Origin of the sequence: Pseudomonas sp. Snoq117.2 (genome assembly GCF_900110545.1) — a bacterium.
In the GTDB taxonomy this organism is placed as follows: domain Bacteria; phylum Pseudomonadota; class Gammaproteobacteria; order Pseudomonadales; family Pseudomonadaceae; genus Chryseomonas; species Chryseomonas benzopyrenica.
Map to the genome: position 1 here is coordinate 139,862 of NZ_FOED01000007.1, position 25,287 is coordinate 165,148.

27 protein-coding genes are annotated in these 25,287 nt (G+C 64.0%); 21 read left to right on the forward strand and 6 right to left on the reverse strand.

The genetic code is table 11. The features are described from left to right. The first annotated feature begins 25 nt into the window (after nucleotides 1-25). The 5 genes from BMZ43_RS18075 (at nucleotide 26) to BMZ43_RS18095 (ending at nucleotide 5,100) form a co-directional block, all read left to right on the forward strand. Nucleotides 26-1,084, forward strand: coding sequence for a polyamine ABC transporter substrate-binding protein (locus BMZ43_RS18075; RefSeq protein ID WP_173149200.1), 1,059 nt, complete (start codon nucleotides 26-28; stop codon nucleotides 1,082-1,084). Between the two features lie 54 nt (nucleotides 1,085-1,138). Further along, entirely contained in the window at nucleotides 1,139-2,293 is a 1,155-nt protein-coding gene (potA, locus tag BMZ43_RS18080) for a polyamine ABC transporter ATP-binding protein (RefSeq protein WP_017640873.1), read from the forward strand. Then, nucleotides 2,290-3,198: an ABC transporter permease subunit gene (locus BMZ43_RS18085; protein WP_017640872.1), complete on the forward strand. Its 909-nt coding sequence runs from the start codon at nucleotides 2,290-2,292 to the stop codon at nucleotides 3,196-3,198. Before potA ends, BMZ43_RS18085 begins: the two co-directional genes overlap by 4 nt. Before the next feature lie 82 nt (nucleotides 3,199-3,280). After that, nucleotides 3,281-4,177: an ABC transporter permease subunit gene (locus tag BMZ43_RS18090; protein WP_059316118.1), complete on the forward strand. Its 897-nt coding sequence runs from the start codon at nucleotides 3,281-3,283 to the stop codon at nucleotides 4,175-4,177. A 128-nt stretch (nucleotides 4,178-4,305) separates the two neighbouring features. Next, the gene (locus tag BMZ43_RS18095) at nucleotides 4,306-5,100 is read left to right on the forward strand and encodes a thymidylate synthase (RefSeq protein WP_017640870.1); all 795 of its coding nucleotides are present in this window, start codon (nucleotides 4,306-4,308) and stop codon (nucleotides 5,098-5,100) included. Nucleotides 5,101-5,117: 17 nt separating this feature from the next. Here BMZ43_RS18095 and BMZ43_RS18100 read toward each other — a convergent pair whose 3' ends face one another. The 3 genes from BMZ43_RS18100 to BMZ43_RS18110 form a co-directional block, all read right to left on the reverse strand. Next, a complete protein-coding gene (locus BMZ43_RS18100; protein WP_068383540.1) occupies nucleotides 5,118-5,612 on the reverse strand; it encodes a gluconokinase in 495 nt (164 codons plus the stop codon). Between the two features lie 41 nt (nucleotides 5,613-5,653). Beyond that, nucleotides 5,654-6,517: an EamA family transporter gene (locus tag BMZ43_RS18105; protein ID WP_017640868.1), complete on the reverse strand. Its 864-nt coding sequence runs from the start codon at nucleotides 6,515-6,517 to the stop codon at nucleotides 5,654-5,656. A gap of 69 nt (nucleotides 6,518-6,586) precedes the next feature. Beyond that, a complete protein-coding gene (locus BMZ43_RS18110) occupies nucleotides 6,587-6,931 on the reverse strand; it encodes a hypothetical protein (RefSeq protein WP_017640867.1) in 345 nt (114 codons plus the stop codon). A gap of 228 nt (nucleotides 6,932-7,159) precedes the next feature. Between BMZ43_RS18110 and BMZ43_RS18115 the strand changes: the two genes are divergently transcribed. The 7 genes from BMZ43_RS18115 (at nucleotide 7,160) to BMZ43_RS18145 (ending at nucleotide 13,489) form a co-directional block, all read left to right on the forward strand. Then, nucleotides 7,160-9,604, forward strand: a complete 2,445-nt coding sequence (locus BMZ43_RS18115; protein WP_017640866.1) for a Lon protease family protein — start codon at nucleotides 7,160-7,162, stop codon at nucleotides 9,602-9,604. Nucleotides 9,605-9,765: 161 nt separating this feature from the next. Next, a complete protein-coding gene (locus tag BMZ43_RS18120) occupies nucleotides 9,766-10,107 on the forward strand; it encodes a PA4575 family protein (RefSeq protein WP_007160783.1) in 342 nt (113 codons plus the stop codon). A gap of 81 nt (nucleotides 10,108-10,188) precedes the next feature. Next, complete coding sequence (locus tag BMZ43_RS18125; protein WP_017640865.1) at nucleotides 10,189-10,677, forward strand: TIGR00645 family protein; 489 nt, start codon at nucleotides 10,189-10,191, stop codon at nucleotides 10,675-10,677. A 147-nt stretch (nucleotides 10,678-10,824) separates the two neighbouring features. After that, on the forward strand, nucleotides 10,825-11,130 hold the full coding sequence (locus tag BMZ43_RS18130) for a DUF6482 family protein (protein WP_064308082.1): 306 nt from the start codon (nucleotides 10,825-10,827) through the stop codon (nucleotides 11,128-11,130). After that, complete coding sequence (locus BMZ43_RS18135) at nucleotides 11,127-12,677, forward strand: cryptochrome/photolyase family protein (protein WP_064308081.1); 1,551 nt, start codon at nucleotides 11,127-11,129, stop codon at nucleotides 12,675-12,677. Before BMZ43_RS18130 ends, BMZ43_RS18135 begins: the two co-directional genes overlap by 4 nt. Next, nucleotides 12,674-12,829, forward strand: coding sequence for a DUF2256 domain-containing protein (locus tag BMZ43_RS18140; protein ID WP_081737463.1), 156 nt, complete (start codon nucleotides 12,674-12,676; stop codon nucleotides 12,827-12,829). The genes BMZ43_RS18135 and BMZ43_RS18140 overlap by 4 nt, the downstream gene beginning before the upstream one ends. A gap of 42 nt (nucleotides 12,830-12,871) precedes the next feature. After that, nucleotides 12,872-13,489 carry a BamJ family beta-barrel-assembly machinery protein gene (locus BMZ43_RS18145; protein WP_064308080.1) on the forward strand — a complete coding sequence of 206 codons (618 nt, stop codon included), beginning with the start codon at nucleotides 12,872-12,874 and terminating at the stop codon, nucleotides 13,487-13,489. A 2-nt stretch (nucleotides 13,490-13,491) separates the two neighbouring features. Here the strand turns inward: BMZ43_RS18145 and BMZ43_RS18150 are convergent, their stop codons facing one another. Together BMZ43_RS18150 and BMZ43_RS18155 are read right to left on the reverse strand one after the other, a co-directional pair. Then, entirely contained in the window at nucleotides 13,492-13,746 is a 255-nt protein-coding gene (locus tag BMZ43_RS18150) for a hypothetical protein (RefSeq protein ID WP_093255473.1), read from the reverse strand. A gap of 135 nt (nucleotides 13,747-13,881) precedes the next feature. Next, nucleotides 13,882-14,856 (reverse strand): polyprenyl synthetase family protein, encoded by a 975-nt coding sequence (locus BMZ43_RS18155; RefSeq protein ID WP_064308079.1) that lies wholly within the window; start codon nucleotides 14,854-14,856, stop codon nucleotides 13,882-13,884. Nucleotides 14,857-15,256: 400 nt separating this feature from the next. On the opposite strand from BMZ43_RS18155, the gene rplU reads away from it, so the two are divergent. The 4 genes from rplU (at nucleotide 15,257) to proB (ending at nucleotide 18,326) form a co-directional block, all read left to right on the forward strand. Further along, complete coding sequence (gene rplU / locus BMZ43_RS18160) at nucleotides 15,257-15,571, forward strand: 50S ribosomal protein L21 (RefSeq protein WP_007160791.1); 315 nt, start codon at nucleotides 15,257-15,259, stop codon at nucleotides 15,569-15,571. A gap of 26 nt (nucleotides 15,572-15,597) precedes the next feature. Then, complete coding sequence (gene rpmA, locus BMZ43_RS18165) at nucleotides 15,598-15,858, forward strand: 50S ribosomal protein L27 (protein ID WP_007160792.1); 261 nt, start codon at nucleotides 15,598-15,600, stop codon at nucleotides 15,856-15,858. Nucleotides 15,859-15,980: 122 nt separating this feature from the next. Continuing rightward, nucleotides 15,981-17,192, forward strand: a complete 1,212-nt coding sequence (cgtA, locus tag BMZ43_RS18170; RefSeq protein WP_064307829.1) for an Obg family GTPase CgtA — start codon at nucleotides 15,981-15,983, stop codon at nucleotides 17,190-17,192. Nucleotides 17,193-17,207: 15 nt separating this feature from the next. Then, on the forward strand, nucleotides 17,208-18,326 hold the full coding sequence (gene proB / locus BMZ43_RS18175; protein ID WP_017640856.1) for a glutamate 5-kinase: 1,119 nt from the start codon (nucleotides 17,208-17,210) through the stop codon (nucleotides 18,324-18,326). A gap of 95 nt (nucleotides 18,327-18,421) precedes the next feature. Here the strand turns inward: proB and rpsT are convergent, their stop codons facing one another. After that, on the reverse strand, nucleotides 18,422-18,700 hold the full coding sequence (gene rpsT / locus BMZ43_RS18180) for a 30S ribosomal protein S20 (RefSeq protein WP_017640855.1): 279 nt from the start codon (nucleotides 18,698-18,700) through the stop codon (nucleotides 18,422-18,424). Between the two features lie 243 nt (nucleotides 18,701-18,943). On the opposite strand from rpsT, the gene murJ reads away from it, so the two are divergent. The 5 genes from murJ to fkpB all read left to right on the forward strand — a co-directional run bounded on the left by murJ (nucleotide 18,944) and on the right by fkpB (nucleotide 25,280). Beyond that, on the forward strand, nucleotides 18,944-20,482 hold the full coding sequence (gene murJ / locus BMZ43_RS18185) for a murein biosynthesis integral membrane protein MurJ (RefSeq protein ID WP_064307830.1): 1,539 nt from the start codon (nucleotides 18,944-18,946) through the stop codon (nucleotides 20,480-20,482). 79 nt (nucleotides 20,483-20,561) lie between these two features. Next, nucleotides 20,562-21,509 (forward strand): bifunctional riboflavin kinase/FAD synthetase, encoded by a 948-nt coding sequence (ribF, locus tag BMZ43_RS18190; protein WP_093255476.1) that lies wholly within the window; start codon nucleotides 20,562-20,564, stop codon nucleotides 21,507-21,509. A 1-nt stretch (nucleotide 21,510) separates the two neighbouring features. Next, entirely contained in the window at nucleotides 21,511-24,345 is a 2,835-nt protein-coding gene (ileS, locus tag BMZ43_RS18195) for an isoleucine--tRNA ligase (RefSeq protein WP_093255480.1), read from the forward strand. Then, nucleotides 24,338-24,841: a signal peptidase II gene (lspA, locus tag BMZ43_RS18200; RefSeq protein ID WP_064307832.1), complete on the forward strand. Its 504-nt coding sequence runs from the start codon at nucleotides 24,338-24,340 to the stop codon at nucleotides 24,839-24,841. Before ileS ends, lspA begins: the two co-directional genes overlap by 8 nt. Next, nucleotides 24,834-25,280 carry an FKBP-type peptidyl-prolyl cis-trans isomerase gene (gene fkpB, locus BMZ43_RS18205; protein ID WP_093255483.1) on the forward strand — a complete coding sequence of 149 codons (447 nt, stop codon included), beginning with the start codon at nucleotides 24,834-24,836 and terminating at the stop codon, nucleotides 25,278-25,280. Before lspA ends, fkpB begins: the two co-directional genes overlap by 8 nt. Nucleotides 25,281-25,287 lie beyond the last annotated feature (7 nt).

A 25,287-nucleotide genomic window follows, 5' to 3' on the forward strand; every position in this document is an offset into this window, starting at 1 on the left:
TTCGTTGCGTAAAACCCTGCTGGCCATGACGACCCTGACCGTCATGGGAACCGCTGTCGCCGACCCGACGGTACGTGTCTACAACTGGAGCGATTACGTCGGCGAGACCACGCTGGAAGACTTCCAGAAGGCCACCGGCATCACCCCGGTCTATGACGTCTTCGATTCCAACGAAACCCTCGAAGGCAAGCTGTTGGCCGGCCACACCGGCTACGACGTGGTGGTGCCTTCGAGCAACTTCCTGGCCAAGCAGATCAAGGCGGGCGCCTTCCAGAAACTGGACAAGAGTCAGCTGCCGAACTGGCAGAATCTCGACCCGGCCTTGCTCAAGCAACTGGAAAAGAGCGATCCGGGCAATCAATACGGCGTGCCCTACCTGTGGGGCACCAACGGCATCGGGTACAATGTCGACAAGGTCAAGGCCGCGCTGGGTACCGACAAGCTCGATTCCTGGGCCATCCTGTTCGAACCCGAGAACCTCAAGAAGCTGAGCAAGTGCGGTGTCTCCTTCATGGATTCGCCCGATGAGGTCTATCCGGCGGTACTGCAATACCTGGGACTCGATCCCAACAGCACCAATCCCGACGACTACAAGAAGGCCGAGGCACAGCTGCTCAAGGTGCGGCCCTACATCACCTATTTCCATTCCTCCAAGTACATCTCGGACCTGGCCAACGGCAACATCTGCGTGGCCTTCGGCTATTCCGGCGATGTCTTTCAGGCACGTTCGCGTGCTGAGGAAGCGAAGAAGGGCGTCAACATCGGCTACGCGATTCCCAAGGAGGGCGCGAACCTCTGGTTCGACCTCCTGGCCATCCCCAAGGATGCCAAGAACGTGAAGGAGGCCCATGCCTTCATCAACTATCTGCTGCAGCCCGAGGTCATCGCCAAGGTCAGTGACTATGTCGGCTACGCCAACCCCAATCCCAAGGCGGGCGAGCTGATGAATGCCGAGCTGCGGCAGGACGAAACCGTCTACCCGCCTCAGGCGGTGATGGACAAGCTGTACGTCATGAAGGAGCTGCCCCCGCAACTCCTGCGCCTGGAAACCCGTAGCTGGACGCGGGTCAAGTCCGGCAAATAACCAACGCTAAGCGGACCGGCCCGGCCGGTCCCCGATTTTCCTGGGGAGATGTACATGGCGACCGCCACCAGTGCCTTCAAGAAAGCCGCCACCGGCGACAAGAAAGCCAAGGAAGTCCTGGTCAAGATCGACCGGGTCACCAAGAAGTTCGACGAAACCGTCGCTGTCGACGACGTCTCCCTGACCATCAACAAGGGTGAGATCTTCGCCCTGCTCGGCGGCTCGGGTTCGGGCAAGTCGACCCTGTTGCGCATGCTGGCCGGTTTCGAGCGGCCCAGCGAAGGACGCATCTTCCTCGATGGCGAGGACATCACCGACATGCCGCCCTACGAGCGGCCGATCAACATGATGTTCCAGTCCTATGCGCTGTTCCCGCACATGAGCGTGGAGCAGAACATCGCCTTCGGCCTCAAGCAGGACAAGCTGCCCAAGGCCGAGATCGACGCCCGCGTGGCCGAGATGCTCAAGCTGGTGCACATGACCCAGTACGCCAAGCGCAAGCCGCACCAGCTCTCCGGTGGCCAGCGCCAGCGGGTGGCCCTGGCGCGTTCCCTGGCCAAACGACCCAAGCTCCTGTTGCTCGACGAGCCCATGGGCGCCCTGGACAAGAAGCTGCGCTCGCAGATGCAGCTGGAACTGGTGGAGATCATCGAGCGCGTGGGCGTGACCTGCGTGATGGTGACCCACGACCAGGAAGAGGCCATGACCATGGCCGAGCGCATCGCCATCATGCACCTGGGCTGGATCGCCCAGGTGGGCAGCCCCATGGACATCTACGAGACCCCGGCGAGCCGGCTGGTCTGCGAGTTCATCGGCAGCGTCAACATCTTCGACGGCGAGCTGACCGACGATGGCGCCGACCACGCCATCATCCACAGTCCGCAACTGGAGCGGCCGATCTACATCGGTCACGGCATCAGCACCCGCGCCCAGGAAAAGCAGGTCACCTTCGCTCTGCGGCCCGAGAAACTGCTGATGGGCACCAGCCTGCCAGCGGATCACGAGCATCCCGACTACAACTGGTGCAGCGGCACCGTGCATGACATCGCCTACCTGGGTGGGCACTCGGTCTATCACGTCAAGTTGGGGACCGGGCCCATCGTCCAGTGCTTCATCGCCAACGCCGAGCGTCTCGGCAAACGACCCACCTGGGACGACGCCGTGGTGGTGTACTGGGAAGACGACAGCGGCGTGGTACTGCAAGCATGACCAGACCTCCCTTGCTCAAGCGCCTGCTCGATGGCCGCCGCCTGACCATTGGCGTGCCCTTCGTCTGGCTGTTCCTGTTCTTCCTGCTGCCGTTCCTGATCGTGCTCAAGATCAGCTTCTCGGTGGCGGACGTGGCCATCCCGCCCTATACCGAGCTGTTCAGCTACGCCGATCAGCAACTGGATATCGCGCTCAACTTCGGCAACTACCTGATGTTCGCCGGCGATCCGCTGTATCTGGATGCCTATCTCGGCTCGCTGAAGATGGCCGGCATCAGTACCCTGATCTGCCTGCTGATCGGCTATCCCATGGCCTATGCCATCGCCCGCGCCAGTCGCGAGAAGCAGACGGTGCTGCTGCTGCTGATCATGATGCCGACCTGGACCGCCATTCTCATCCGCGTCTATGCCTGGATGGGGCTGCTTTCCACCAATGGCCTGATCAACAGCTTCCTGATGAATCTGGGCATCATCAGCAGTCCGCTGCAGATGCTCAACACCAACTTCGCGGTGTACCTGGGGATCGTCTATTCCTATCTGCCGTTCATGATCCTGCCGTTGTTCGCCAATCTGGTGAAGCATGACCTGACCCTGCTGGAAGCCGCCGGCGACCTGGGTGCCAGTCGCTTTACCAGCTTCTGGAAGATCACCGTGCCACTGTCCAAGAACGGCATCATCGCCGGCTGCATGCTGGTGTTCATTCCGGCGGTGGGCGAATTCGTCATTCCCGAGCTGCTGGGCGGCCCGGAGACCCTGATGATCGGCCGCGTACTCTGGCAGGAATTCTTCAACAACCGTGACTGGCCGGTGGCCTCCGCCCTGGCGGTGGTGATGCTGCTGATCCTGATCGTGCCCATCGTGCTGTTCAATCGCAACCAAGCCAAGGAACTGGAGGGCAAGCTGTGAGCCAGACAGCCATTCTGTGCCCATCGTGCTGTTCAACCGGCTCTCCAATCTGGAGCCGAGCCAAGGAACTGGAGGGCAAGCTATGAGAGGCCTCAAGTTCACCAACCTGATGCTGGTGCTCGGACTGCTGTTCATCTATCTGCCGATGGTCATCCTGGTCATCTACTCCTTCAACGAGTCGCGCCTGGTGACCGTCTGGGGTGGCTGGTCGGTGAAGTGGTATGTCGGCCTGCTGGACAACACCCAGCTGATGAGTGCGGTGTTCCGCTCCCTGGAAATCGCCTTCTACACGGCCATCTCCTCGGTGATCCTCGGGACCCTGGCGGCCTTCGTGCTGACCCGTATCCCACGCTTCCGCGGCCGCACCGTGTTCGGCGGCATGGTCACGGCGCCGCTGGTGATGCCCGAGGTGATCACCGGTCTGTCGCTGCTGCTGCTGTTCGTCTCCATGGCGCAGCTGATCGGCTGGCCGCAGGACCGCGGCGTGACCACCATCTGGATCGCCCACACCAGCTTCTGCGCCTCCTATGTGGCGGTGGTGGTCTCTTCGCGCCTGCGCGAACTGGACCTGTCCATCGAAGAGGCGGCCATGGACCTGGGCGCCCGCCCCTGGAAGGTGTTCCTGCTGATCACTATCCCCATGATCGCGCCGTCGCTGGCGGCGGGTGGCATGATGTCCTTCGCCCTGTCGCTGGACGACCTGGTGCTGGCGAGCTTCGTGTCCGGTCCCGGCTCCACCACCCTGCCCATGGAGGTGTTCTCCGCGGTGCGCCTGGGCGTGAAGCCGGAGATCAACGCCATCGCCAGCCTGATCCTGCTGGCGGTCTCGCTGTTCACCTTCTTCGCCTGGTACTTCACCCGGCGCGCCGAGAAGAAGCGCTTGCAAGGCTTGCAGGAGGCCATGGATGCCACGGCCTCGGAGATCACCCAGCGCGAACGCGAGACGGCGACCCTCACGGCGCCGCCAGCCAACAGCTGAGGATTGGTGGAAAAGGCGGCCTCAGGGCCGCCTTTTTTGTGTCCGATGGTCAGGGCTGCGACAAGCGCGACCGCTCCCGCAGGGCGCGATTTGATACCATTTGGCTTTTGCCAGGTAGCGCTCCCGCCATGAAACAGTACCTCGACCTGATGCGCCACGTGCGCGAACACGGCACCTTCAAGAGCGACCGCACCGGCACCGGGACCTACAGCGTCTTCGGCTACCAGATGAGATTCGATCTGGCCGAGGGCTTTCCCTTGGTCACCACCAAGAAGTGCCATCTCAGATCCATCATCCACGAGCTGCTGTGGTTCCTGCAGGGCGAGACCAACATCCGCTATCTCAAGGACAATGGCGTCTCCATCTGGGACGAGTGGGCCGACGAGAATGGCGAACTGGGCCCAGTCTACGGCTACCAGTGGCGCAGCTGGCCGGCACCGGATGGTCGCCATATCGACCAGATCGCCGGGGTGGTGGACATGATCCGCGCCAAGCCCGATTCACGCCGCCTGATCGTCTCGGCCTGGAATCCGGCGCTGGTGGACGAGATGGCCTTGCCGCCGTGCCATGCGCTGTTCCAGTTCTATGTCGCCGATGGCCGCCTGAGTTGCCAGCTCTATCAGAGATCCGCCGACATCTTCCTCGGCGTACCTTTCAACATCGCCAGCTATGCGCTGCTGACCCTGATGGTGGCCCAGGTCACCGGGCTGCAACCGGGCGAATTCATCTGGACCGGCGGTGATTGCCACCTCTATGCCAATCACCTGGAGCAGACCGATCTGCAGCTGACCCGCGAACCGCTGCCGCTGCCGACCATGAAGCTCAATCCAGCGGTACAGGACCTGTTCGCCTTCCGCTTCGAGGATTTCGAGCTGGAAGGCTATCAGGCCCATCCGCACATCAAGGCACCGGTCGCGGTCTGACGCCGTGACCGCAGCGCTCAGGCGCTGCGGTCGTGTTCCAGCACCTCGTCCACCAGTTGCTCGGGCGACTGGCGTACGTCAAGTACCTGGGCCTCCAGGTGGTCGGGCGCTTCCAGGGTATCGAGTTGGCTCTGCAACAGCTTTGGATCGAAGAAGTGCCCACGGCGGCTGCCGATACGCTCGGCGAGCAGCTCCGGGGAGCCTTTGAGAAACAGCAGACGCACACCTTCGAGGCCGTTCAGCAGGCGATCTCGATAGACTTTCTTCAGCGCCGAACAGGCGAACACCCGGGTGGTGCCCTCGGCCCGCGCCTGCTGCATGGCAGCGTGGATGGCATCCAGCCAAGGCCAGCGATCCTCGTCGGTGAGGGCGATACCCTTGGCCATCTTGTCCTTGTTGGCCTGGCTGTGAAAGGTGTCGGCATCGTCGAAACGGCAGCCTAGTCGGCTGGCCAGGAGTTCGCCCAGGGTGGTCTTGCCACTGCCCGAGACGCCCATTATCAGATAGATCATCGTCGGTACTCCGCGTGAGGATTCGCCTCGTTATAGAGTCCCTAGAGCGGCGTTTGCTCCGGGGTCAGACGGCTGCTCCAGGTGGCGCCGATCGAGGCGGCGATGATGCAGGCGAGAGCGAACCATTGGGCGACACCCAGGATCTCGCCGAGGAACACCCAGCCGGAAAGGGCGCCCAGCGCGGGTTCCAGACTCATCAGGGTGCCAAAGGTCGAGGCCGGCAGGCGGGTGAGCACGACCATTTCCAGGGCATAGGGAATGGCCGTGGACATCAGAGCCAAGGCCAGTGCCAGTGGCCAGATTTCCGGTTGCAAGAGATTGCTGCCGCTGTGAACGATGCCGATGGGCAGAATCACCAGGGCGGCGATGGAAGCGCCAAAGGCCACCGTGCCGGTGCCATGGACCGCGCCCGCGCGCTTGCCCAGCACGATGTACAACGCCCAGCAGGCACCGGCACCCAGTGCCAGGCTGGTACCCAGGGGATCCAGCGCCGAGGCGTTGTGACCGAAGGGCAGGAGCACGGCCAGGCCGGCGACCACCAGGACGATCCACAGCAGGTCCAGCCAGCGGCGCAGCGCACACAGCGCCACCACCAGGGGGCCGACGAATTCCAGGCCAACGGCGATGCCGATCGGCAGGCGCTGCATGGCCATATAGATGGTCAGGTTCATCACGCCCATGGCGACGCCATAGCCCAGTAGACTGCCCAGCGCCTCGCGGCGGAAGTTGCGCCAGGGACGCAGCACGATCAGCAGGACCAGGGCGGCGAAGATCAGGCGCAGGGTGGTGACACCCACCGGGTCGAGGCGCAGGAACAGCGTCTTGGCCAGACTCGCGCTGGTCTGGATCGAGGTCATGGCGACCAGCAGCAGGGCGACGGCGAACAGCGGCGAACGGGCGGACATTGGCTGAGCTCAACAAGCGGGCCCGCCAGCATAGGTCATCCTATCTGTGCTGCAAGGATGGCTGCGACCTCAACGTGTTTTGGAGCGCAGATGCAGTTGCTCCGCGCCTTCGCGGTTTTCCCGGACCTGCTCGATGAAGCGCTGCTGCTCTTCGCGCTGGGCCACCTGCACGCATTGCGCGTAGCCCGCGTCCCAGCCCTGCTGATAGGGCTTCTCCGCGACGAAGCGGCGCGCATCCTTGTGTTCGTACCCAATGCCATTGACCGCCTGCTTGCCGGTCTGGCAGCCGTCGCTGAAGCCGTCGGCATAGGCCGGCGGATAGCCTTTGGCAATCAGTTGGTCGTGATAACTGGTGCAGGCCGCGAGCGCGGACAGCAGGAAGAACAGCGGAATGAAACGACGAGAGCCAGCCATGGGGCCTCCTCACGGGATCCTACGACTGATCCCCCTACAGAGAGCTTAGTAGGCGTCTGGTGAGAATTTCGTCAAAAAACGCTGGGGTCGGAAAATACCGACAGACGTCATGTCAGCCTCTTCGAACCGCTGCGTTTAAATATGCAGGGGAGCGCTGCTTGCCTTGCCTCCGCTGTCATCCCGGTCGCAGAATGCGGACACTGCTTGCATGCCTGACAAGGACTTACGATGCACGATCCCGTCGCGGCCGGTCTCCGGCTCGCTCCCGATGAGCTGACCCGCCCCTTCGCTCCCGAACAATTCTCCTTTGCCGATACCGATCAGCTCGAACCCTTCCGCGGCATCCTGGGCCAGGAGCGCGCGGTTGAAGCCCTGCAGTTCGGGGTGGCCATGCCGCGGCCCGGCTACAACGTCTTTGTCATGGGCGAGCCGGGCACCGGTCGCTTCTCCTTCGTGCAACGCTATCTCAAGGCCGAGGCCAAGCGGCAGCCGACGCCCAACGACTGGGTGTACCTGAATCACTTCGAAGAGCCGCGCGCACCGGGAGCCCTGGAACTGCCACCTGGCGAGGGCGAGGCCTTCGTGGCCGACATGGCCCATTTCATCGACAACCTGCTGGCCACCTTTCCGGCGGTGTTCGAACACCCGGCGTTCCAGCAGAAGAAGAACGCCATCGAGCGTGCCTTCAACCAGCGCTACGACCAGGCCCTGGACGTGGTAGAAAAGCTCGCCCTGGAAAAGGAGATCGCCCTCTACCGCGACGCCAACAATGTCGCCTTCACCCCCATGAAGGACGGCAAGGCGCTGGATGAGGCCGACTTCGCCCAGTTGCCCGAGGCCGAGCGCGAGCGCTTCCACGCCGATATCTCCAGCCTCGAAGAACGCCTCAACGAAGAACTGTCCAGCCTGCCGCAATGGCGGCGCGAGTCGAGCAACCAGCTGCGGGCGCTGAACGAGGACACCATCATCCAGGCCCTGCAGCCGCTGCTGGCGCCCTTGTCGGAGAAGTACAACGACAACCCCGGGGTCTGCGCCTATCTGCAGGCCATGCAGGTGGATCTACTCAAGACGGTGGTCGAGCAACTGGCCGACGACGCCAAGCCCGACATGCAGCGGCGCAAGGAATTGCGCGAGCAGTACGAGCCCAATCTGATCATCGGCCACCACGTCACCGGCGGTGCACCCGTGGTGTTCGAGTCCCACCCTACCTACGACAATCTCTTCGGTCGCATCGAGTACCAATCCGATCAGGGCGCGCTCTACACCAACTATCGCCAGCTGCGCCCGGGCGCCTTGCATCGTGCCAATGGCGGCTTCCTCATCGTCGAAGCCGACAAGCTGTTGACCGAGCCCTTCGTCTGGGACGCGCTCAAGCGCGCCCTGCATTCGCGCCAGCTGAAGATGGAATCGCCACTGGCCGAGCTGGGGCGCCTCACCGCCATGAGCCTGGCGCCCCAGCAGATCCCGCTGCAGCTCAAGGTCATCATCATCGGCTCGCGCAACATCTACTACACCCTGCAGGAGCTGGATTCGGACTTCCAGGAGATGTTCCGGGTGCTGGTGGACTTCGACGAGGAACTGCCGCTGCGTGACGAGAGCCTGGAACAGTTCGCCCAGCTGCTCAAGACGCGCACCTCGGAAGAGGGCATGGCGCCCCTGACCTCGGCGGCCGTAGCCCGTCTGGCCACCTACAGTGCCCGGTTGGCCGAGCACCAGGGGCGGCTGTCAGCGCGTATCGGCGATCTCTTCCAGCTGGTCAGCGAAGCCGATTTCATCCGCCATCTGGCCGGGGACGAGCGCACCGACAAGGGCCATGTCGAGCGCGCGCTCAAGGCCAAGGAAACCCGCACCGGACGCGTCTGTGCCCGGGTGCTGGACGACATGCTCACCGGGCTCATCCTCATCGACACCCAGGGCGCCGCGGTGGGCAAGTGCAACGGCCTGACGGTGCTGGAAGTGGCCGATTCCGCCTTTGGCATGCCGGCGCGCATCTCGGCCACCGTCTACCCGGGTGCCAGCGGCATCCTCGACATCGAGCGTGAGGTCAGCCTGGGCCAGCCGATCCACTCCAAGGGGGTGATGATCCTGACCGGCTACCTGGGGAGTCGCTATGCCCAGGAATTCCCCCTGTCGATCTCGGCCAGCATCGCCCTGGAACAGTCCTATGGCTACGTCGATGGCGACAGTGCCTCCCTGGGCGAGGCCTGTACCCTGATCTCCGCGCTGTCGCGCACCCCGCTCAAGCAGTGTTTCGCCATCACCGGCTCCATCAACCAGTTCGGCGAGGTCCAGCCGGTCGGCGGCGTGAACGAGAAGATCGAAGGTTTCTTCCGCCTCTGCCAGGCCCGCGGCCTGACCGGCGAGCAGGGCGTGATCATCCCGCGCGCCAATGTCACCAACCTGATGCTCGACGAAACCGTGCTGGAAGCGGTCCGTGAAGGGCTGTTCCATGTCTATGCCGTACGTCAGGCGGACGAGGCCCTGTCGCTGCTGGTGGGCGAGCCCGCCGGGGCGCCCGATGCCAAGGGCCGCTTCCCCGACGGCAGCGTCAATGCGCGCGTGGTACAGCGTCTCAAGGAAATCGCCGAGCTCGAACTGGAAGATGAACTGGCCGACAAACTCAGTGATAACTCCAAGGCAAAAGGGAAAAACAACGAAGCGGAGGAGAACTGAGGTCCAGGGGGCAGGTCGGATTTTGTACAAGGCGTCGCAGCCCAAGTAGCACGGCGCCCAGACCCGCTTGCCCCCTGTTGACCAACAGGGTTGTCCACAGCCTTTGTGGATACCTCTGGCCTAGGACCGGCGAGCATTGAGCGCTTCGAGAGGATGACGCCATGTCCCGCACCATTACCCTGATCCGTCCCTGCCTGGGCCTCGTCACCCGTATCGAATGCGAAATCAAACCGCTCGGTCAGGAACAGGGCCTCTGGACCCTGCTGTGCGCTGCCGGCCTCAATGGCCAGCAGCCCACCGCCATCAAGGCCCAGGGGCCTTTCCACGGGCCCAAGGCGGCCGAAGGCGTCATGACCGCCATCGCCGAGAACCTGGTCGAACAGGGCTATATCCAGGTCGAAGAGACCCAGATCTGGCGCCTGCACATGCAGAGTGAACTGCGCAAGATGAATGGCGAACGCGCCCATCAGCAGGTTCGCTTCCAGGTCGGTCCCGACGCCTGAGCGACGGTACAACCTGCCGCATTGGTCCGTCCGCAACGCCCCGGTATACTCGCCCGGCCCTGGTAAACCGAGCGAGTCTGCATGGAACGTCTGATCGAAAAAGCCCTTTACGCCTCCCGCTGGCTGCTGGCGCCCATCTATCTGGGATTGTCGTTGGCGCTGGTTCTGCTGGCGCTCAAGTTCTTTCAGGAAGTCTTCCACGTCCTGCCGCATATCTTCGAATCCACCGAAGCCGAGCTGATCCTGCTGGTGCTGTCGCTCATTGACATGGCGCTCGTGGGTGGTCTGCTGGTCATGGTGATGATCTCCGGCTATGAGAACTTCGTGTCCCAGCTGGACATCGACGAAGGGTCGGAAAAGCTCAGCTGGCTGGGCAAGATGGATTCGGGGTCGCTCAAGAACAAGGTGGCCGCCTCCATCGTCGCCATCTCCTCGATCCACCTGCTGCGCATCTTCATGGATGCCCAGAACACCAATCCCGAATATCTCAAGTGGTACGTGATCATTCACCTGGTGTTCGTGGTCTCGGCCTTCGCCATGGGTTACCTGGATCGGCTGACCAAGCACTGACCGGCAGAGCGGCCACTCGTCCGCCGTCGGCATCTTTCGCTTACGCTTTGTGGATTGCGCCGTTGCGCTTGCCTGTCCTAGGTTGTCGAATGCTCACAGCTGCCAATCGACGTCATCCCGGATGTCGATCTCGACCCGGAGGTTCCCATGCAATTGCCGGAATTGACCCAGCGCGCCCAGGCCGGCGAGGTCCGTGAACTCAACCTGCTGTCCATCGAGGGCGGCTTCTATGTGCTCGAGGTGCTCACCCAGGACGGTCGCACGCGGCTGACCGGACGGGACGGGCACTTCTACCGCCTGGGCTCGGCCGCCCAGGCCCGCCGCCTGCTGGCCGATCTGCCGGCACTGCCGTGCTTTCTCATCCAGCACAGCGCCTACGACGAGATGGTCGGCATGGCGCCACGCTCGGCCGAGCCGCTGAAGATCCCGCTGAACTACCGGAACGCCTCTTGAGCGAAGGCGCCGTCCGGCGCCTGCTACCGGTCTTCGGCGATCAGCTGTCGCCCCAGCTGGCGTCGCTACGTGAAGCCGATCCCGCGCAGGACGTCTTGCTGCTCGCAGAGGTCATGAGCGAGGCCAGCTATGTGCCTCACCATCCGCGCAAGATCGCCCTGATCTTCAGTGCCATGCGCCATTTCGCCATCGAGATGCGCGCGCGTGGCTTCCAGGTCCACTACCGTACCCTGGACGACCCGGACAACCAGGGCTCGCTGCCGGCCGAGATCGCCTGCTGGGTCAGGGCGTCGGGCGCGCATGAGGTCCATCTGACCGAGACCGGCGAATGGCGACTGGAGCAGGCGCTGCACGGGCTCGATCTGGCGGTGCCTGTGCACTGGCACGGCGACGACCGATTTCTCTGCAGTCGCGCCGCCTTCGCCCGCTGGGCCGGAACCCGCACCGAATTGCGCATGGAGGCCTTCTACCGCGGCATGCGCAGGCGCCACGGCTGGCTGATGGAGGGACCAGGCGAGCCTTGCGGTGACGTCTGGAATCTGGACAAGGACAATCGCAAGGCGCTGCCCAGTGGCCATCCTGTTCCCGAGCCCTTCAGCTGTCCGCCCGATGCCTGTACCCAAGAAGTGCTCAAGCTGGTCGGGCAGCGCTTCGCTCACCACTATGGCCGGCTCGACGGCTTCGACTATCCGGTGACCCGCGCGGATGCCGAGCGCCTCTGGCGGCACTTCCTGGATGCAGGGCTGCGCGACTTCGGTACCTACCAGGACGCCATGGCCCGCGGCGAGCCCTATCTGCATCACGCCCGGATCAGTGCGGCGCTCAATATCGGGCTGCTGGACCTGCGCCAGCTCTGCGCGGAGGTGGATGCCGCTTATCGTGAGGGGAGGGTGCCGCTCAACAGCGCCGAGGGCTTCCTGCGCCAGCTGATCGGCTGGCGGGAGTATGTCCATGGCGTCTACTGGCTGCGCATGCCCGAGTATCGGGAGCTCAACGTACTCGGCAATACCCGGGCGCTACCGGACTTCTACTGGACCGGAGCCACTGACATGGCTTGCATGCGCGAGGCCATCGGCCAGACTCTGGCGCTGGGCTACGCCCACCATATCCAGCGGTTGATGGTCACCGGCAACTTCGCCCTGCTGGCCGGTATCGCGCCCCAGGCCATCGGCGAGTGGTATCTGGCGGTCTACCTGGATGCCTTCGAGTGGGTCGAGCTGCCCAATACCCAGGCCATGGTGATGCATGCGGACGGTGGCTATCTGGCGAGCAAGCCCTATTGCGCCAGCGGCCAGTACATCCGTCGCCAGTCCGACTACTGCAAGGGCTGCCACTATCAGGTCGGCGAGGCCCTGGGCGAGCGGGCCTGCCCCTTCAATGCCCTCTACTGGCATTTCCTGATCCGCCATCGCGAGCGGTTCGCCCAGTATCCGCGCATGCTCAATCTCTATCGCAATCTCGATTCCCAGGCCCCCGAGCGCCAGCAGGCCCTCTGGCGGCGTGGCGAGGCCCTGCTGGCGCGTCTCGACGCGGGAGAATCCCTATGAAGAAGGGCGATCTGCCCACCAAGGTCTGTCCGGTCTGCCAGCGGCCCTTCGCCTGGCGCAAGAAATGGGAGCGCAACTGGGACGAGGTGCGCTACTGCTCCGAGCGCTGTCGCCGGCAGCGCGGCAGCCTCGGCGGCGAGCCGGGACCCTGATGTGCTAGGCTCGGCTCCTTTTTTCACGATGGAAAGGCTGCTATGAACGACATCCTGCTCGATACCGACGAGGCTCGCGTCAGCTACGGCATCGGCCGCCAGCTGGGCGATCAGCTGCGCCAGAATCCGGTCCCCGGCATGCAACTGGCTGCCGTGCTCGCCGGCCTCACCGAAGCTTTCGATGGCCAGGATTCCCAGGTGGACGTCGAGTCGCTGAATGCCAGCTTCCGCGTTATCCGCGAGCGCATGCAGGCGGAAGCCCAGGCCAAGGCCGCCGCAGCGGCCCAGGAAGGCGTCGACTACCTGAAGGCCAACGCCGAGCGCCCCGGCGTCGTGGTGCTGCCGTCCGGTCTGCAATATGAAGTGCTCACCCAAGGTGAGGGCGCTACGCCAACCCGCGAAGACCAGGTACGCACCCACTACCATGGCACCCTCATCGATGGCAGCGTGTTCGACAGCTCCTACCAGCGCGGCCAGCCGGCCGAGTTTCCGGTCGGCGGCGTGATCGCCGGCTGGACCGAAGCCCTGCAACTGATGCCCGCCGGTAGCAAGTGGCGCCTGCATGTGCCCAGCGAACTGGCCTATGGCGCCCAAGGCGTCGGCGGCATCCCGCCGCACAGCGTGCTGGTGTTCGACGTCGAGTTGCTCGACGTTCTCTAACGCTAGCAGTCCAGGCGTAGCGCCTCGTTTTCCGGGCGCAGCGCCAGGGCGTAGCTGAACAGGAAGACCTGGCGGATCTGATCCTTCACCACCCGCGGTTCGCTGGAAGTGAGGCTGTGCAGATCCAGCTCGCCTAGGTCCTTGAGCTCTTCCAGGGCCGTCTCGTCCAACTCCGCGCAAACCTTGCCGGTTTCCCGATTGAGGATGCGCAGATAGGGATGAGGCCGGTCCAGCCAGGCGTCGATCAGATAAGTCATGGCAAGGCTCCTACTGTGCTATTTATGAGAATAATTCTTATTCAATAAATAGCAAGGGGTTACCTGACTTTTTTGGTCGGACATGAAAAAGCCCGCAGTCTGACGACGGCGGGCTTGATCAGTCAGCGCCGGGCGTCAATGGGTACGGGCCACCGAGAAGCGACCCAGTTCGGCCAGGGCGTCGCGATATTCACTGGCGGGCAGGGCGTCCAGGCAAGCGATGGCCCGCTCGGCGAATTCCTGCGCCTTGCGCGCCGTGTAGTCGAGGGCGCCGGCGGCTTCGACGGCGGCACGCACGCTTTCCAGGTCCTGGCTGCCGCCCTGGCGGATCGCTTGGCGCACCAGCGCCGCCTGTTCGGCAGTGCCTTCGCGCATGGTCACGATCAGCGGCAGGGTCGGCTTGCCCTCGGCGAGGTCGTCACCGACGTTCTTGCCCAGGGCCACGGCGTCGCCTTGGTAGTCGAGCAGGTCATCGACCAGTTGGAAGGCCACGCCCAGGTGATCGCCATAGCGGCGCAGGGCTTCGGCCTGCTCGGCGTTGGCGCCGGCCAGGATCGCCGCGCTGTGGGTGGAGGCTTCGAAGAGCATGGCGGTCTTGCCGCGGATGACCTCCATGTAGATCTCTTCGGTGGTGCTGGCGTCACGGATCTTCGACAGCTGCAGTACCTCGCCTTCGGCGATGACGCGGGTCGCCTGGGAGATGATGCGCATCACCTCCATGGAGCCCAGCGCCACCATCATCTCGAAGGAGCGGGCATAGAGGAAATCGCCGACCAGCACGCTGGGCGCATTGCCCCAGAGGGCATTGGCGGTGGAACGGCCGCGGCGCATCCCCGAGGCATCGACGACGTCGTCGTGCAGCAGGGTGGAGGTGTGCAGGAATTCGATGGTGGCCGCCAGCAGCTGCAGATCGTGGTCGGCGCGCCCGAGGGCCTTGCCGGCCAGCAGGACCAGCAGCGGACGCAGGCGTTTGCCGCCGGCGGAGACGATGTAGTCGCCAATCTTCTCGACCAGCGGCACGCGCGAGGTCAGCTGCTGGCGGATGATGCCGTCTACGGCGGTGAAATCGTCCGTCACCACGCGATAGAAGGACTGGGATTGCTGCGTCATTGAGAGGTGTCCACTGGAGGTCCGGGCAATATTCAGGCGGCCGGATGGCGCATGACCGCCAGACTATGCCCTAGGGACCGGCACCAGTGCCATGCCCAGGGATTGCCATCGCGCTCCCGCGGCTCGCCGCTCCTGCCGATTCGGCTGGGCACCGGCCCGGCATGGCCGCTGAACGAGGTTGCGCGGCATGCTAGGGGTGGGGTGGGGGACTGTCAAGGCGCGGGCGGGCGGCTCTTGCCTCCTGGCCTTGGCTTGCGTAGAATCGCGGGCCCTGAACATTCCTAGGGTTAACCCCCTGTCTTACGCAATTGCGCGGCGCTCCTTCCGGTCCCGTGCAGCCATGCCGGTCGACGATACCTCCTATAAAGCACCGGGTGAGCAGGTTTAACGGAGATTTACCATGTCCTACGCAGTTATCGTTACCGGTGGCAAGCAATACAAGGTCGCCGAAGGCGAGTACCTGAAGGTCGAGAAGCTCGACATCGCCACCGGTGAAACCGTCACCTTCGACCAGGTTCTGCTGGTTGGCAACGGTGACGACGTCAAGATCGGTCTGCCGGTCGTTGATGGTGCCAAAGTGACCGCCGAAGTGACCGCCCAGGGCCGTCACGACAAGGTCACCATCATCAAATTCCGTCGTCGTAAGCATCACATGAAGCGTCAGGGCCACCGTCAGTGGTTCACTGAAATCAAGATCACTGGCATCCAGGCCTGATCTCGCCTCTAACGGAGAATTGACTCATGGCACACAAAAAAGCGGGTGGTTCTACTCGTAACGGTCGCGATTCCGAAAGCAAACGCCTTGGCGTGAAGCTGTACGGCGGCCAGGTCGTCAAGGCCGGTAACATCATCGTGCGTCAGCGCGGCACCCAGTACCATGCCGGTTACGGCGTGGGCCTTGGCAAGGATCACACCCTGTTCGCGAAAGTGGACGGCGTGATCAAGTTCGACGTGAAGGGCGCCTTCGGCCGTCGTTACGTGAGCATCGTCGCCGCCGCCTAAGGCCCGTGACGAAAGAAAAGCCCTGTCTACCCGACGGGGCTTTTTCGTTTGTAGTTAAGCTATTTCCCTTGTAGTTAAGCTATTTCCTTGTTTGCAGCGGCCCGCGAGCGCGGGAGGTCCAGATGAAATTCGTCGATGAAGTATCCATACACGTAAAAGCGGGTGACGGCGGCAACGGCATGATGAGTTTCCGCCGGGAGAAATTCATCGAGAAGGGTGGCCCCAATGGCGGTGACGGCGGCGATGGCGGGTCGATCTGGCTCGAAGCCGACATCAACCTGAACACCCTGGTCGATTACCGTTACACCCGGCGTTTCACCGCGCAGAACGGTGAGAAGGGCGGGAGCACCGAGTGCACCGGCGCCAAGGGTGAAGACCTGGTGCTGCCGGTTCCCGTGGGCACCACGGTGATCGATGCGGCAACCCAGGAGATCATTGGTGACCTGACCCAGCCCGGTCAGCGCATCCGTGTCGTCCAGGGCGGCTGGCACGGCCTGGGCAACACCCGGTTCAAGTCCAGTACCAATCGCGCGCCGCGGCAGACCACCCCCGGCAAGCCCGGTGAAGAGCGCGACCTCAAGCTGGAGCTCAAGGTGCTGGCGGACATCGGTCTGCTCGGCCTGCCCAATGCCGGCAAGAGCACCTTCATCCGTGCGGTGTCGGCCGCCAAGCCCAAGGTGGCGGACTATCCCTTCACCACCCTGGTGCCGAACCTAGGCGTGGTCAGCGTCGGGCGTTTCAAGAGCTTCGTGGTCGCCGACATTCCGGGGCTGATCGAAGGCGCTTCGGAAGGCGCGGGCCTGGGGATTCGTTTCCTCAAGCACCTGGCGCGCACCCGCCTGCTGCTGCACCTCGTCGACATGGCGCCCCTGGACGAGAGCGATCCGGCCGAGGCTGCCGAGACCATCATCAACGAGCTGACCAAGTTCAGCCCGGCGCTGGGCGAGCGTGATCGCTGGCTGGTGCTGAACAAGGCCGACCAGCTGCTCGATGACGAGCGCGAAGAGCGCCTCAAGGCGATGGTCGAGCGGTTGGACTGGCAGGGTCCGGTCTTCGTCATCTCCGCCCTGGAGCGGGAAGGCACCGAGCAGCTCTGTCAGGCGATCATGCAGTACCTCGACGAGCGTACCCTGCGTCTTGCCGAGGATCCGGCCTATGCCGAGGCGCTGGAAGAACTCGATCAGCGCATCGAGGACGAGGCGCGGGCGCGGCTGCAGGCGCTGGACGACCAGCGTGCGCTGCGTCGTTCCGGAGTCAAGGCAGTGGACGATGCCGATGACGACTTCGATGACGAAGACGACGGCGACGGTCCGGAAATCTTCTACGTACGGTAAGAAAGGAGCTTGCCCATGCGTGATCAGGTGTCTGGCGCCCAGCGCTGGGTGGTGAAGATCGGTAGTGCCCTGCTGACCGACGACGGTCGTTGCCTGGACGGCGGGGCCATGGCCGGCTGGGTCGAGCAGATGGTGGCGCTGCACCAGGCCGGCATCGAGCTGGTGCTGGTCTCTTCGGGGGCGGTGGCGGCTGGTATGAGTCGGCTCGGCTGGGCGCAGCGCCCGACCGCCATCAACGAGTTGCAGGCCGCGGCGGCGGTGGGGCAGATGGGGCTGGTGCAGGCCTGGGAATCCAGTTTCGCCGAGCATCAGGTGCAGACCGCGCAGATCCTGCTCACCCATGACGACCTGTCCGATCGCAAGCGCTATCTCAATGCCCGCAGCACCCTGCGCACCCTGGTGAGCCTGGGTGTGGTGCCGGTGATCAACGAGAACGATACCGTCGTGACCGACGAGATCCGCTTTGGCGACAACGACACCCTGGCTGCCCTGGTGGCCAACCTGGTCGAGGCCGATCTGCTGGTCATCCTCACCGATCGCGATGGCATGTTCGACGCCGATCCGCGCAACAACCCCGACGCCAGCCTCATCAGCGAGGCGCGCGCCGACGATCCGGCCCTGGATCTGGTCGCTGGCGGTACCGGCGGCGCCCTGGGGCGTGGCGGCATGCAGACCAAGCTGCGCGCGGCTCGTCTCGCGGCGCGCTCCGGTGCCTATACCGTCATCGTCGGTGGCCGTATCCAGCAGGTGCTCAGTCGCCTGCAGCAGGGCGAGCAGCTGGGCACCCTGCTGTCACCCGAGCGCGGCCTGGTGGCGGCGCGCAAGCAGTGGCTGGCCGGGCATTTGCAGGTGCGTGGCACCCTGCGCCTGGACGCCGGTGCGGTGCAGGCCCTGGTGGGCGGGCATCGTAGTCTGCTGCCGGTGGGTGTGCGGGAGTTGGAGGGCAGCTTTCGGCGTGGCGAGATGGTCGCCTGCGTCGGTCCGGATGGGCGCGAAGTGGCGCGTGGTCTGGTCAACTACAGTGCGACCGAGGCGCGACGCATCCTGGGAAGACCTTCGGATGCCATCGTCGTCGAGTTGGGTTACGTCTACGAGCCCGAGCTGATCCATCGGGACAATCTGGTCCTGGTCTGACGATCGTCGATCCTGGCGCCTCTTCGGAGGCGTTGTGTTCTCAAATCGCAGGCAATAAAAAACCGGCCGAGGCCGGTTTTTTATTCGAACGCTGATCAGGCGGCGGCGGGGGTAGCCAGGGCCTTGATGTGAGCGTTCAGGCGGCTCTTGTGGCGAGCGGCCTTGTTCTTGTCGATGATGCCCTTGTCGGCCATGCGGTCGATGACCGGAACGGCAGCGATATAGGCGGACTTGGCTTTTTCCAGGTCCTTGGCGTCGATCGCCTTGACGACGTTCTTGATGTAGGTGCGCACCATGGAGCGCAGGCTCGCATTGTGGCTGCGACGCTTCTCAGCCTGTTTGGCGCGTTTTTTGGCGGAGGGGGAGTTAGCCACCGTGGAGCTCCTTCGAAAAAGACTGTATTGGGTACAGAGCGAACTCTGTAGCGAGTACAGAGCTAAATTAAGGTCGCGAATCTTGACGCCCCTGGCGGCGGCTGTCAAGGCTGTCTGGATGGATATCCGGCTGGTCGCCGATGAAGTGCGTCGTTACACTCGATCGCTTGTGCCCATCGCGCGACTGCGCTCACGCGCATCTTTCGTCACCTCCCGCTGCGTTCACCGAGTGCTCTCTCAGTCATGAATCTGCTCAAGTCCCTGGCCGCCGTCAGCTCCATGACCATGCTGTCCCGCGTGCTGGGTTTCGTGCGCGACACCATCGTCGCCCGCACCTTTGGCGCCGGCATGGCTACCGATGCCTTTTTCGTCGCCTTCAAGCTGCCCAATCTCTTGCGGCGTATCTTCGCCGAGGGCGCCTTCTCCCAGGCCTTCGTACCCATCCTGGCCGAATACAAGGCCCAGCAGGGCGAGGAGGCCACCCGCACCTTCCTGGCCTACGTCAGCGGCCTGCTGACCCTGGTGCTGGCCGTGGTCACGGTGCTGGGCATGCTGGCCGCGCCCCTGGTGATCTGGATCACCGCGCCGGGCTTTGCCGATACCCCGGAAAAGTTCGCCCTGACGTCCGATCTGCTGCGGGTGACCTTTCCCTACATCCTGCTGATCTCCCTGGCCTCCCTGGCCGGCGCCGTGCTCAACACCTGGAACAGGTTCAGCGTACCGGCCTTCGTGCCGACCCTGCTCAACATCAGCATGATCATCTTCGCGCTGTTCCTGACGCCCTATTTCGATCCGCCGATCATGGCGCTGGCCTGGGCGACCCTGGTGGGTGGCCTGGCGCAGTTCCTCTATCAGCTACCGCACCTCAAGCGCATCGGCATGCTGGTGCTGCCGCGGCTGAATCTGCGCGACGCCGGTGTCTGGCGGGTCATGAAACAGATGGGGCCGGCGATCCTAGGGGTCTCGGTCAGCCAGATCTCGCTGATCATCAACACCATCTTCGCCTCCTTCCTGGCCGCCGGCTCGGTGTCCTGGATGTACTACGCCGATCGCCTCATGGAATTGCCCTCGGGGGTGCTCGGCGTGGCCCTGGGGACCATCCTGCTGCCGGCGCTGTCGCGGACCTATGCCAAGGCCGATCGCCAGGAATACTCGCGGCTGCTCGACTGGGGCCTGCGGCTGTGCTTCCTGCTGGTGCTGCCCTGTTCCGCGGCCCTGGCGTTGCTGTCCGAGCCGCTGACCGTCTCGCTGTTTCAGTACGGCCGCTTCGATGCCCATGACGCCCTGATGACCCAGCGGGCGCTGGTCGCCTATGCCGTCGGGCTGCTCGGCATCATCCTGGTCAAGGTGCTGGCGCCGGGCTTCTATGCCCAGCAGAACATCAAGACGCCGGTAAAGATCGCGCTCTTCACCCTGGCGGTGACCCAGGTGCTCAACCTGATCCTGATCGGGCCGCTGCAGCACGTCGGCCTGGCCCTGGCCATAGGTCTGGCGGCCTGTCTCAACGCCGGCCTTTTATTCTGGCAGTTGCGCCGCCATAACCTGTTCATTCCCCAGGCCGGCTGGACGGGCTTCCTGCTGCGACTGCTGATCGCGGTGGCGGTGATGAGCGCCGTCCTGTTCGGCCTGATGCAGCTGCTGCCCAGTTGGAGCGAAGGGCTGATGTGGCAGCGCCTGCTGCGTCTGGGCGGCCTGGTCGCGGCGGGCGTACTGGCCTATTTCGCCAGCCTGTTCCTGCTCGGTTTCCGCCTGCGCGACTTCAATCGGCGGGCGGTGCTGTGATTGCACAAGGCCGGGTGTGCGCCTGTCCTCGCGGCGGGCATCCAGATATAATCGATTAATTTCTGAGCAATCCCTACCCATGCAGCTGTTTCGCGGTCTCCATCATCTCGACGCCTTTCCCAAGGGCTGCGTTGCCACCATCGGCAACTTCGACGGGGTTCACCTGGGGCACCAGGCCATCCTCGCGCGGCTGCGTGAACGGGCGGCAGAGCTCGGAGTGCCCAGTTGCGTGGTGATCTTCGAGCCGCAGCCCCGGGAATTCTTCCTGCCTGACATCGCGCCGGTGCGCTTGACCCGCCTGCGCGAGAAGCTGGAATGCTTCGCGCGCCTGGGCGTCGACAACGTGCTCTGCCTGAATTTCAATCGGCGGCTGCGCGAGTTGTCCGCCGAAGCCTTCGTCCAGCAGGTGCTGGTGGACGGCCTGGGGGTGAAGCACCTGGAGATCGGTGACGACTTCCGTTTCGGCTGCGACCGTGCCGGCGACTTCACCTACCTGAATCTGGCCGCTCGCGACCACGGTTTCACCCTGGAAGCCGCCACCACCGTCGAGTTGGATGGCCTGCGGGTAAGCAGTACCCTGATCCGCCAGGCCCTGGCCGATGGCGATCTGGCTCTGGCCGCGCGCATGCTGGGACGACCCTACAGCCTTTCGGGGCGGGTGTTGCATGGCCAGAAGCTGGCGCGTCAGCTGGGTTGGCCCACCGCCAACGTCCAGCTCAAGCGGCGTCGGCCGCCGCTACGCGGCGTCTATCTGGTCAGCAGCCTGATCAATGGGCGGGTGGTGCCAGGGGTGGCCAACATCGGCCAGCGGCCGACGGTGCAGGGCGATGGCCGTCCGCACCTGGAGATCCATCTGCTGGACTTTGCCGGCGACCTCTATGGCCGCCACCTCAGCGTGACCTTCGTGCAGAAGGTCCGCGACGAACAGAAATTCGCCTCTCTGGAGGCCCTCAAGGCGGCGATCGAAGCGGACGTCGCCACGGCCCGCGCCTACTGGCAGGGGCAACCGTCAACGAGCCTGGACTGACATGACCGATTACAAAGCGACGCTCAATCTGCCGGAAACGGCATTCCCGATGAAAGCCGGCCTGCCGCAGCGCGAGCCGGAAGCGCTCAAGCGCTGGCAGGACATCGACCTGTACGGGAAGCTGCGCGCCATCGGCAAGGGCCGGCCGACCTTCATCCTGCATGACGGTCCGCCCTATGCCAACGGCAGCATCCACATCGGTCATGCGCTGAACAAGATCCTCAAGGACATCATCACCCGGTCCAAGACCCTGGCCGGCTTCGATGCCCCCTATGTGCCGGGCTGGGACTGCCATGGCCTGCCCATCGAGCACAAGGTGGAGACCACCTTCGGCAAGAATCAGCCGGCGGACCTGACCCGCGAGCGCTGCCGCGCCTATGCCAGCGAGCAGATCGAAGAGCAGAAGGCCGGCTTCGTCCGCCTGGGCGTACTGGGTGACTGGAGCAATCCCTACCTGACCATGAACTTCGCCAACGAGGCCGGCGAGATCCGTGCCCTGAGCGAACTGGTCAAGAAGGGCTTCGTCTTCAAGGGCCTCAAACCGGTCAACTTCTGCTTCGACTGCGGCTCGGCCCTGGCCGAGGCCGAGGTGGAGTACCAGGACAAGCGTTCCGACGCCATCGACGTGGCCTTCCCGGTCGCCGATGCCGACAAGCTGGCGGCCGCCTTCGGCCTCGGCGCGCTGGCCAAGCCCACCGCCATCGTCATCTGGACCACCACCCCCTGGACCATCCCGGCCAACCAGGCGCTCAACGTACATCCCGAGTTCACCTATGCGCTGGTGGACGTCGGCGATCGCCTGCTGCTGCTGGCCGAGGAGCTGGTGGAAAGCTGCCTGGCGCGCTACGGCCTGCAGGGCGAGGTGATCGCCACTGCCCCGGGTACCGCCCTGGAACTGATCAACTTCCGCCACCCGCTGTACGAGCGGCTGTCGCCCATCTACCTGGCCGAATACGTCGAACTGGGCGCCGGTACGGGCATTGTGCACTGCTCGCCTGCCTACGGCGAAGATGACTTCCGTATCTGCAAGCAGTACGGCCTGAGCAACGACGACATCCTCAATCCGGTGCAGAGCAATGGCGTCTACGCCGAGTCGCTGCCGCTGTTTGGTGGCCAGTTCATCTGGAAGGCCAATCCGGCCATCGTCGCCGCGCTGGAAGAGGCGGGTGCACTGCTCAAGCACGAGGCGATCAATCACAGCTACATGCATTGCTGGCGGCACAAGACCCCGCTGATCTATCGCGCCACCGCCCAGTGGTTCGTCGGCATGGACAAGCAGCCCAACGAAGGCGCTACCTTGCGCGAGCGCTCCCTGGCGGCCATCGAGCAGACCCAGTTCGTCCCGGCCTGGGGCCAGGCGCGGCTGCACGGCATGATCGCCGGCCGGCCCGACTGGTGCATCTCGCGCCAGCGCAACTGGGGTGTGCCGATTCCCTTCTTCACCCACAAGGAAAGCGGCGAGCTGCACCCGCGCACCGTCGAGCTGATGGAGGAGGTCGCCCAGCGCGTCGAGCGTGAAGGCATCGAAGCCTGGTTCAAGCTCGATCCGGTCGAACTGCTTGGCGAAGAAGCCAGCCAGTACGACAAGAGCCGCGACACCCTTGACGTCTGGTTCGACTCGGGTACCACCCACTGGCACGTGCTGCGCGGCTCCCATGCCGAACTGGCGCACCAGCAGGGTCCGGCGGCCGATCTCTACCTTGAGGGCTCTGACCAGCACCGTGGCTGGTTCCACTCCTCGCTGCTGACCGGTTGCGCCATCGACGGCCACGCGCCCTACAAGGAACTGCTGACCCACGGCTTCACCGTGGACGAGCAGGGCCGCAAGCAATCCAAGTCGCTGGGCAACGTGGTCGCCCCGCAAAAGGTCATCGACAGCCTGGGCGCCGACATCCTGCGCCTCTGGGTCGCCTCCACCGACTACACCGGCGAGATGGCGGTCTCCGACCAGATCCTGCAGCGCAGCGCCGACTCCTATCGCCGTATCCGCAACACCGCGCGCTTCCTGCTCTCCAACCTCTCCGGCTTCGATCCGGCGGTGAATCGGGTCGCTCCCGAAGACATGATCGACCTGGATCGCTGGGCGGTGGATCGTGCGCTGCTGCTGCAACAGGAAATCGAGCAGGCCTACGCCGAGTACCGCTTCCTCAACGTCTACCAGAAGGTGCACAACTTCTGCGTGCAGGAGCTGGGCGGCTTCTACCTCGACATCATCAAGGACCGCCAGTACACCACCGGGGCCGACAGCCTGCCGCGCCGCTCCTGCCAGACCGCGCTGTATCTGATCGCCGAGGCCCTGGTGCGCTGGATCGCGCCCATCCTGTCCTTTACCGCCGACGAGATCTGGCAGTACCTGCCGGGCGAGCGGGAAGAGTCGGTGATGCTGACCACCTGGTACGACGGCCTCTTCGCCCTGCCCGAGGGTGCGACCCTGGATCGTGCCTACTGGGATCAGGTGATGGCGGTCAAGGCCGCGGTCAACAAGGAGCTGGAGAACCAGCGCGCCGCCAAGACCCTGGGCGGCAGCCTGCAGGCGGAGATCACCCTCTACGCCGACAGCGCCCTGCAGACCGTGCTGGAAGCCCTGGGCAACGAACTCAGATTCGTGCTGATCTCGTCCCAGGCCGCTGTCCAGCCGCTGGAACAGGCCCCGGAAGGCGCCGTGGTCAGCGAGCTGAGCGGGCTCAAGCTGGTGGTGCGCAAGTCCGAGGCACCCAAGTGCGCCCGCTGCTGGCATCACAGCCACAGCGTCGGCCAGGACGCCGCGCATCCGGAGATCTGCGAGCGCTGCGTGACCAACGTCTATGGTTCGGGCGAGGTGCGCGAGCATGCGTGATGCGCAGCGTTTTGGCGCCTTGCCCTGGTTGGTCTTGAGCGTGGTGGTGATCCTGCTGGATCAGCTGAGCAAAGCCTATTTCCAGAACAACCTGTCGCTCTACCAACAGGTACCGGTCATCACCGATCTGTTCAGCTGGACCCTGGCCTACAACACCGGTGCCGCCTTCAGCTTCCTGGCCGACCACTCCGGCTGGCAGCGCTGGTTCTTTGCCGGCATCGCGCTGGTAGTGAGCGTGGTGCTGGTGGTCTGGCTCAAGCGCCTGCGCAACGATACCTGGACCGCGATCGCCTTGGCCCTGATCCTCGGCGGTGCCCTGGGCAATCTCTATGATCGTATGGTGCTAGGCCACGTCATCGACTTTGTTCTGGTCCATTGGCGCCAAGAGTGGTTCTTCCCGGCCTTCAACCTGGCCGACAGTGCAATCTGTGTAGGCGCCGTGATGCTGGCCCTGGATATGTTCCGCAAGAAAACACCCGAGGAAGCCCATGGCTGAAATCACCATCGGCCCGGATACCCGGGTCACCCTGCATTTCGCCATCAAGCTGCAGAACGGCGATGTGGTGGACAGCACCTTCGACAAGGCGCCGGCCACCTTCACCGTCGGCGACGGCAACCTGCTGCCCGGCTTCGAACAGTCCCTGTTCGGGCTCGAGGCCGGCACCAAGACCAGCCTGACCATTCCGCCGGAGCGTGGCTTCGGCCAGCCCAACGACGGCAATCTGCAGACCATGGCCCGTGACGACTTCAGCGACATGGAGCTGTCGCCCGGCCTGCTGATCATCTTCAGCGACGCCGCCGGCGGCGAGATGCCTGGCGTGGTCAAGAGCTACGACGATGACCAGGTGATCATCGACTTCAACCACCCGCTGGCCGGCCGTGTACTGACCTTCGACGTGGAAATCCTGGCCATCGAGCCTGCCGTCTCCCATTGATCCAACG

What these genes read in the sequence shown, in the direction of transcription:
- BMZ43_RS18075 (WP_173149200.1), top strand. Translation starts at nt 26, where the DNA reads ATGACGACCCTGACCGTCATGGGAACCGCTGTCGCCGACCCGACGGTA.
- potA (WP_017640873.1), top strand. Translation starts at nt 1,139, where the DNA reads ATGGCGACCGCCACCAGTGCCTTCAAGAAAGCCGCCACCGGCGACAAG.
- BMZ43_RS18085 (WP_017640872.1), top strand. Translation starts at nt 2,290, where the DNA reads ATGACCAGACCTCCCTTGCTCAAGCGCCTGCTCGATGGCCGCCGCCTG.
- BMZ43_RS18090 (WP_059316118.1), top strand. Translation starts at nt 3,281, where the DNA reads ATGAGAGGCCTCAAGTTCACCAACCTGATGCTGGTGCTCGGACTGCTG.
- BMZ43_RS18095 (WP_017640870.1), top strand. Translation starts at nt 4,306, where the DNA reads ATGAAACAGTACCTCGACCTGATGCGCCACGTGCGCGAACACGGCACC.
- BMZ43_RS18100 (WP_068383540.1), bottom strand. Translation starts at nt 5,612, where the DNA reads ATGATCTATCTGATAATGGGCGTCTCGGGCAGTGGCAAGACCACCCTG.
- BMZ43_RS18105 (WP_017640868.1), bottom strand. Translation starts at nt 6,517, where the DNA reads ATGTCCGCCCGTTCGCCGCTGTTCGCCGTCGCCCTGCTGCTGGTCGCC.
- BMZ43_RS18110 (WP_017640867.1), bottom strand. Translation starts at nt 6,931, where the DNA reads ATGGCTGGCTCTCGTCGTTTCATTCCGCTGTTCTTCCTGCTGTCCGCG.
- BMZ43_RS18115 (WP_017640866.1), top strand. Translation starts at nt 7,160, where the DNA reads ATGCACGATCCCGTCGCGGCCGGTCTCCGGCTCGCTCCCGATGAGCTG.
- BMZ43_RS18120 (WP_007160783.1), top strand. Translation starts at nt 9,766, where the DNA reads ATGTCCCGCACCATTACCCTGATCCGTCCCTGCCTGGGCCTCGTCACC.
- BMZ43_RS18125 (WP_017640865.1), top strand. Translation starts at nt 10,189, where the DNA reads ATGGAACGTCTGATCGAAAAAGCCCTTTACGCCTCCCGCTGGCTGCTG.
- BMZ43_RS18130 (WP_064308082.1), top strand. Translation starts at nt 10,825, where the DNA reads ATGCAATTGCCGGAATTGACCCAGCGCGCCCAGGCCGGCGAGGTCCGT.
- BMZ43_RS18140 (WP_081737463.1), top strand. Translation starts at nt 12,674, where the DNA reads ATGAAGAAGGGCGATCTGCCCACCAAGGTCTGTCCGGTCTGCCAGCGG.
- BMZ43_RS18145 (WP_064308080.1), top strand. Translation starts at nt 12,872, where the DNA reads ATGAACGACATCCTGCTCGATACCGACGAGGCTCGCGTCAGCTACGGC.
- BMZ43_RS18150 (WP_093255473.1), bottom strand. Translation starts at nt 13,746, where the DNA reads ATGACTTATCTGATCGACGCCTGGCTGGACCGGCCTCATCCCTATCTG.
- BMZ43_RS18155 (WP_064308079.1), bottom strand. Translation starts at nt 14,856, where the DNA reads ATGACGCAGCAATCCCAGTCCTTCTATCGCGTGGTGACGGACGATTTC.
- rplU (WP_007160791.1), top strand. Translation starts at nt 15,257, where the DNA reads ATGTCCTACGCAGTTATCGTTACCGGTGGCAAGCAATACAAGGTCGCC.
- rpmA (WP_007160792.1), top strand. Translation starts at nt 15,598, where the DNA reads ATGGCACACAAAAAAGCGGGTGGTTCTACTCGTAACGGTCGCGATTCC.
- cgtA (WP_064307829.1), top strand. Translation starts at nt 15,981, where the DNA reads ATGAAATTCGTCGATGAAGTATCCATACACGTAAAAGCGGGTGACGGC.
- proB (WP_017640856.1), top strand. Translation starts at nt 17,208, where the DNA reads ATGCGTGATCAGGTGTCTGGCGCCCAGCGCTGGGTGGTGAAGATCGGT.
- murJ (WP_064307830.1), top strand. Translation starts at nt 18,944, where the DNA reads ATGAATCTGCTCAAGTCCCTGGCCGCCGTCAGCTCCATGACCATGCTG.
- ribF (WP_093255476.1), top strand. Translation starts at nt 20,562, where the DNA reads ATGCAGCTGTTTCGCGGTCTCCATCATCTCGACGCCTTTCCCAAGGGC.
- ileS (WP_093255480.1), top strand. Translation starts at nt 21,511, where the DNA reads ATGACCGATTACAAAGCGACGCTCAATCTGCCGGAAACGGCATTCCCG.
- lspA (WP_064307832.1), top strand. Translation starts at nt 24,338, where the DNA reads ATGCGTGATGCGCAGCGTTTTGGCGCCTTGCCCTGGTTGGTCTTGAGC.
- fkpB (WP_093255483.1), top strand. Translation starts at nt 24,834, where the DNA reads ATGGCTGAAATCACCATCGGCCCGGATACCCGGGTCACCCTGCATTTC.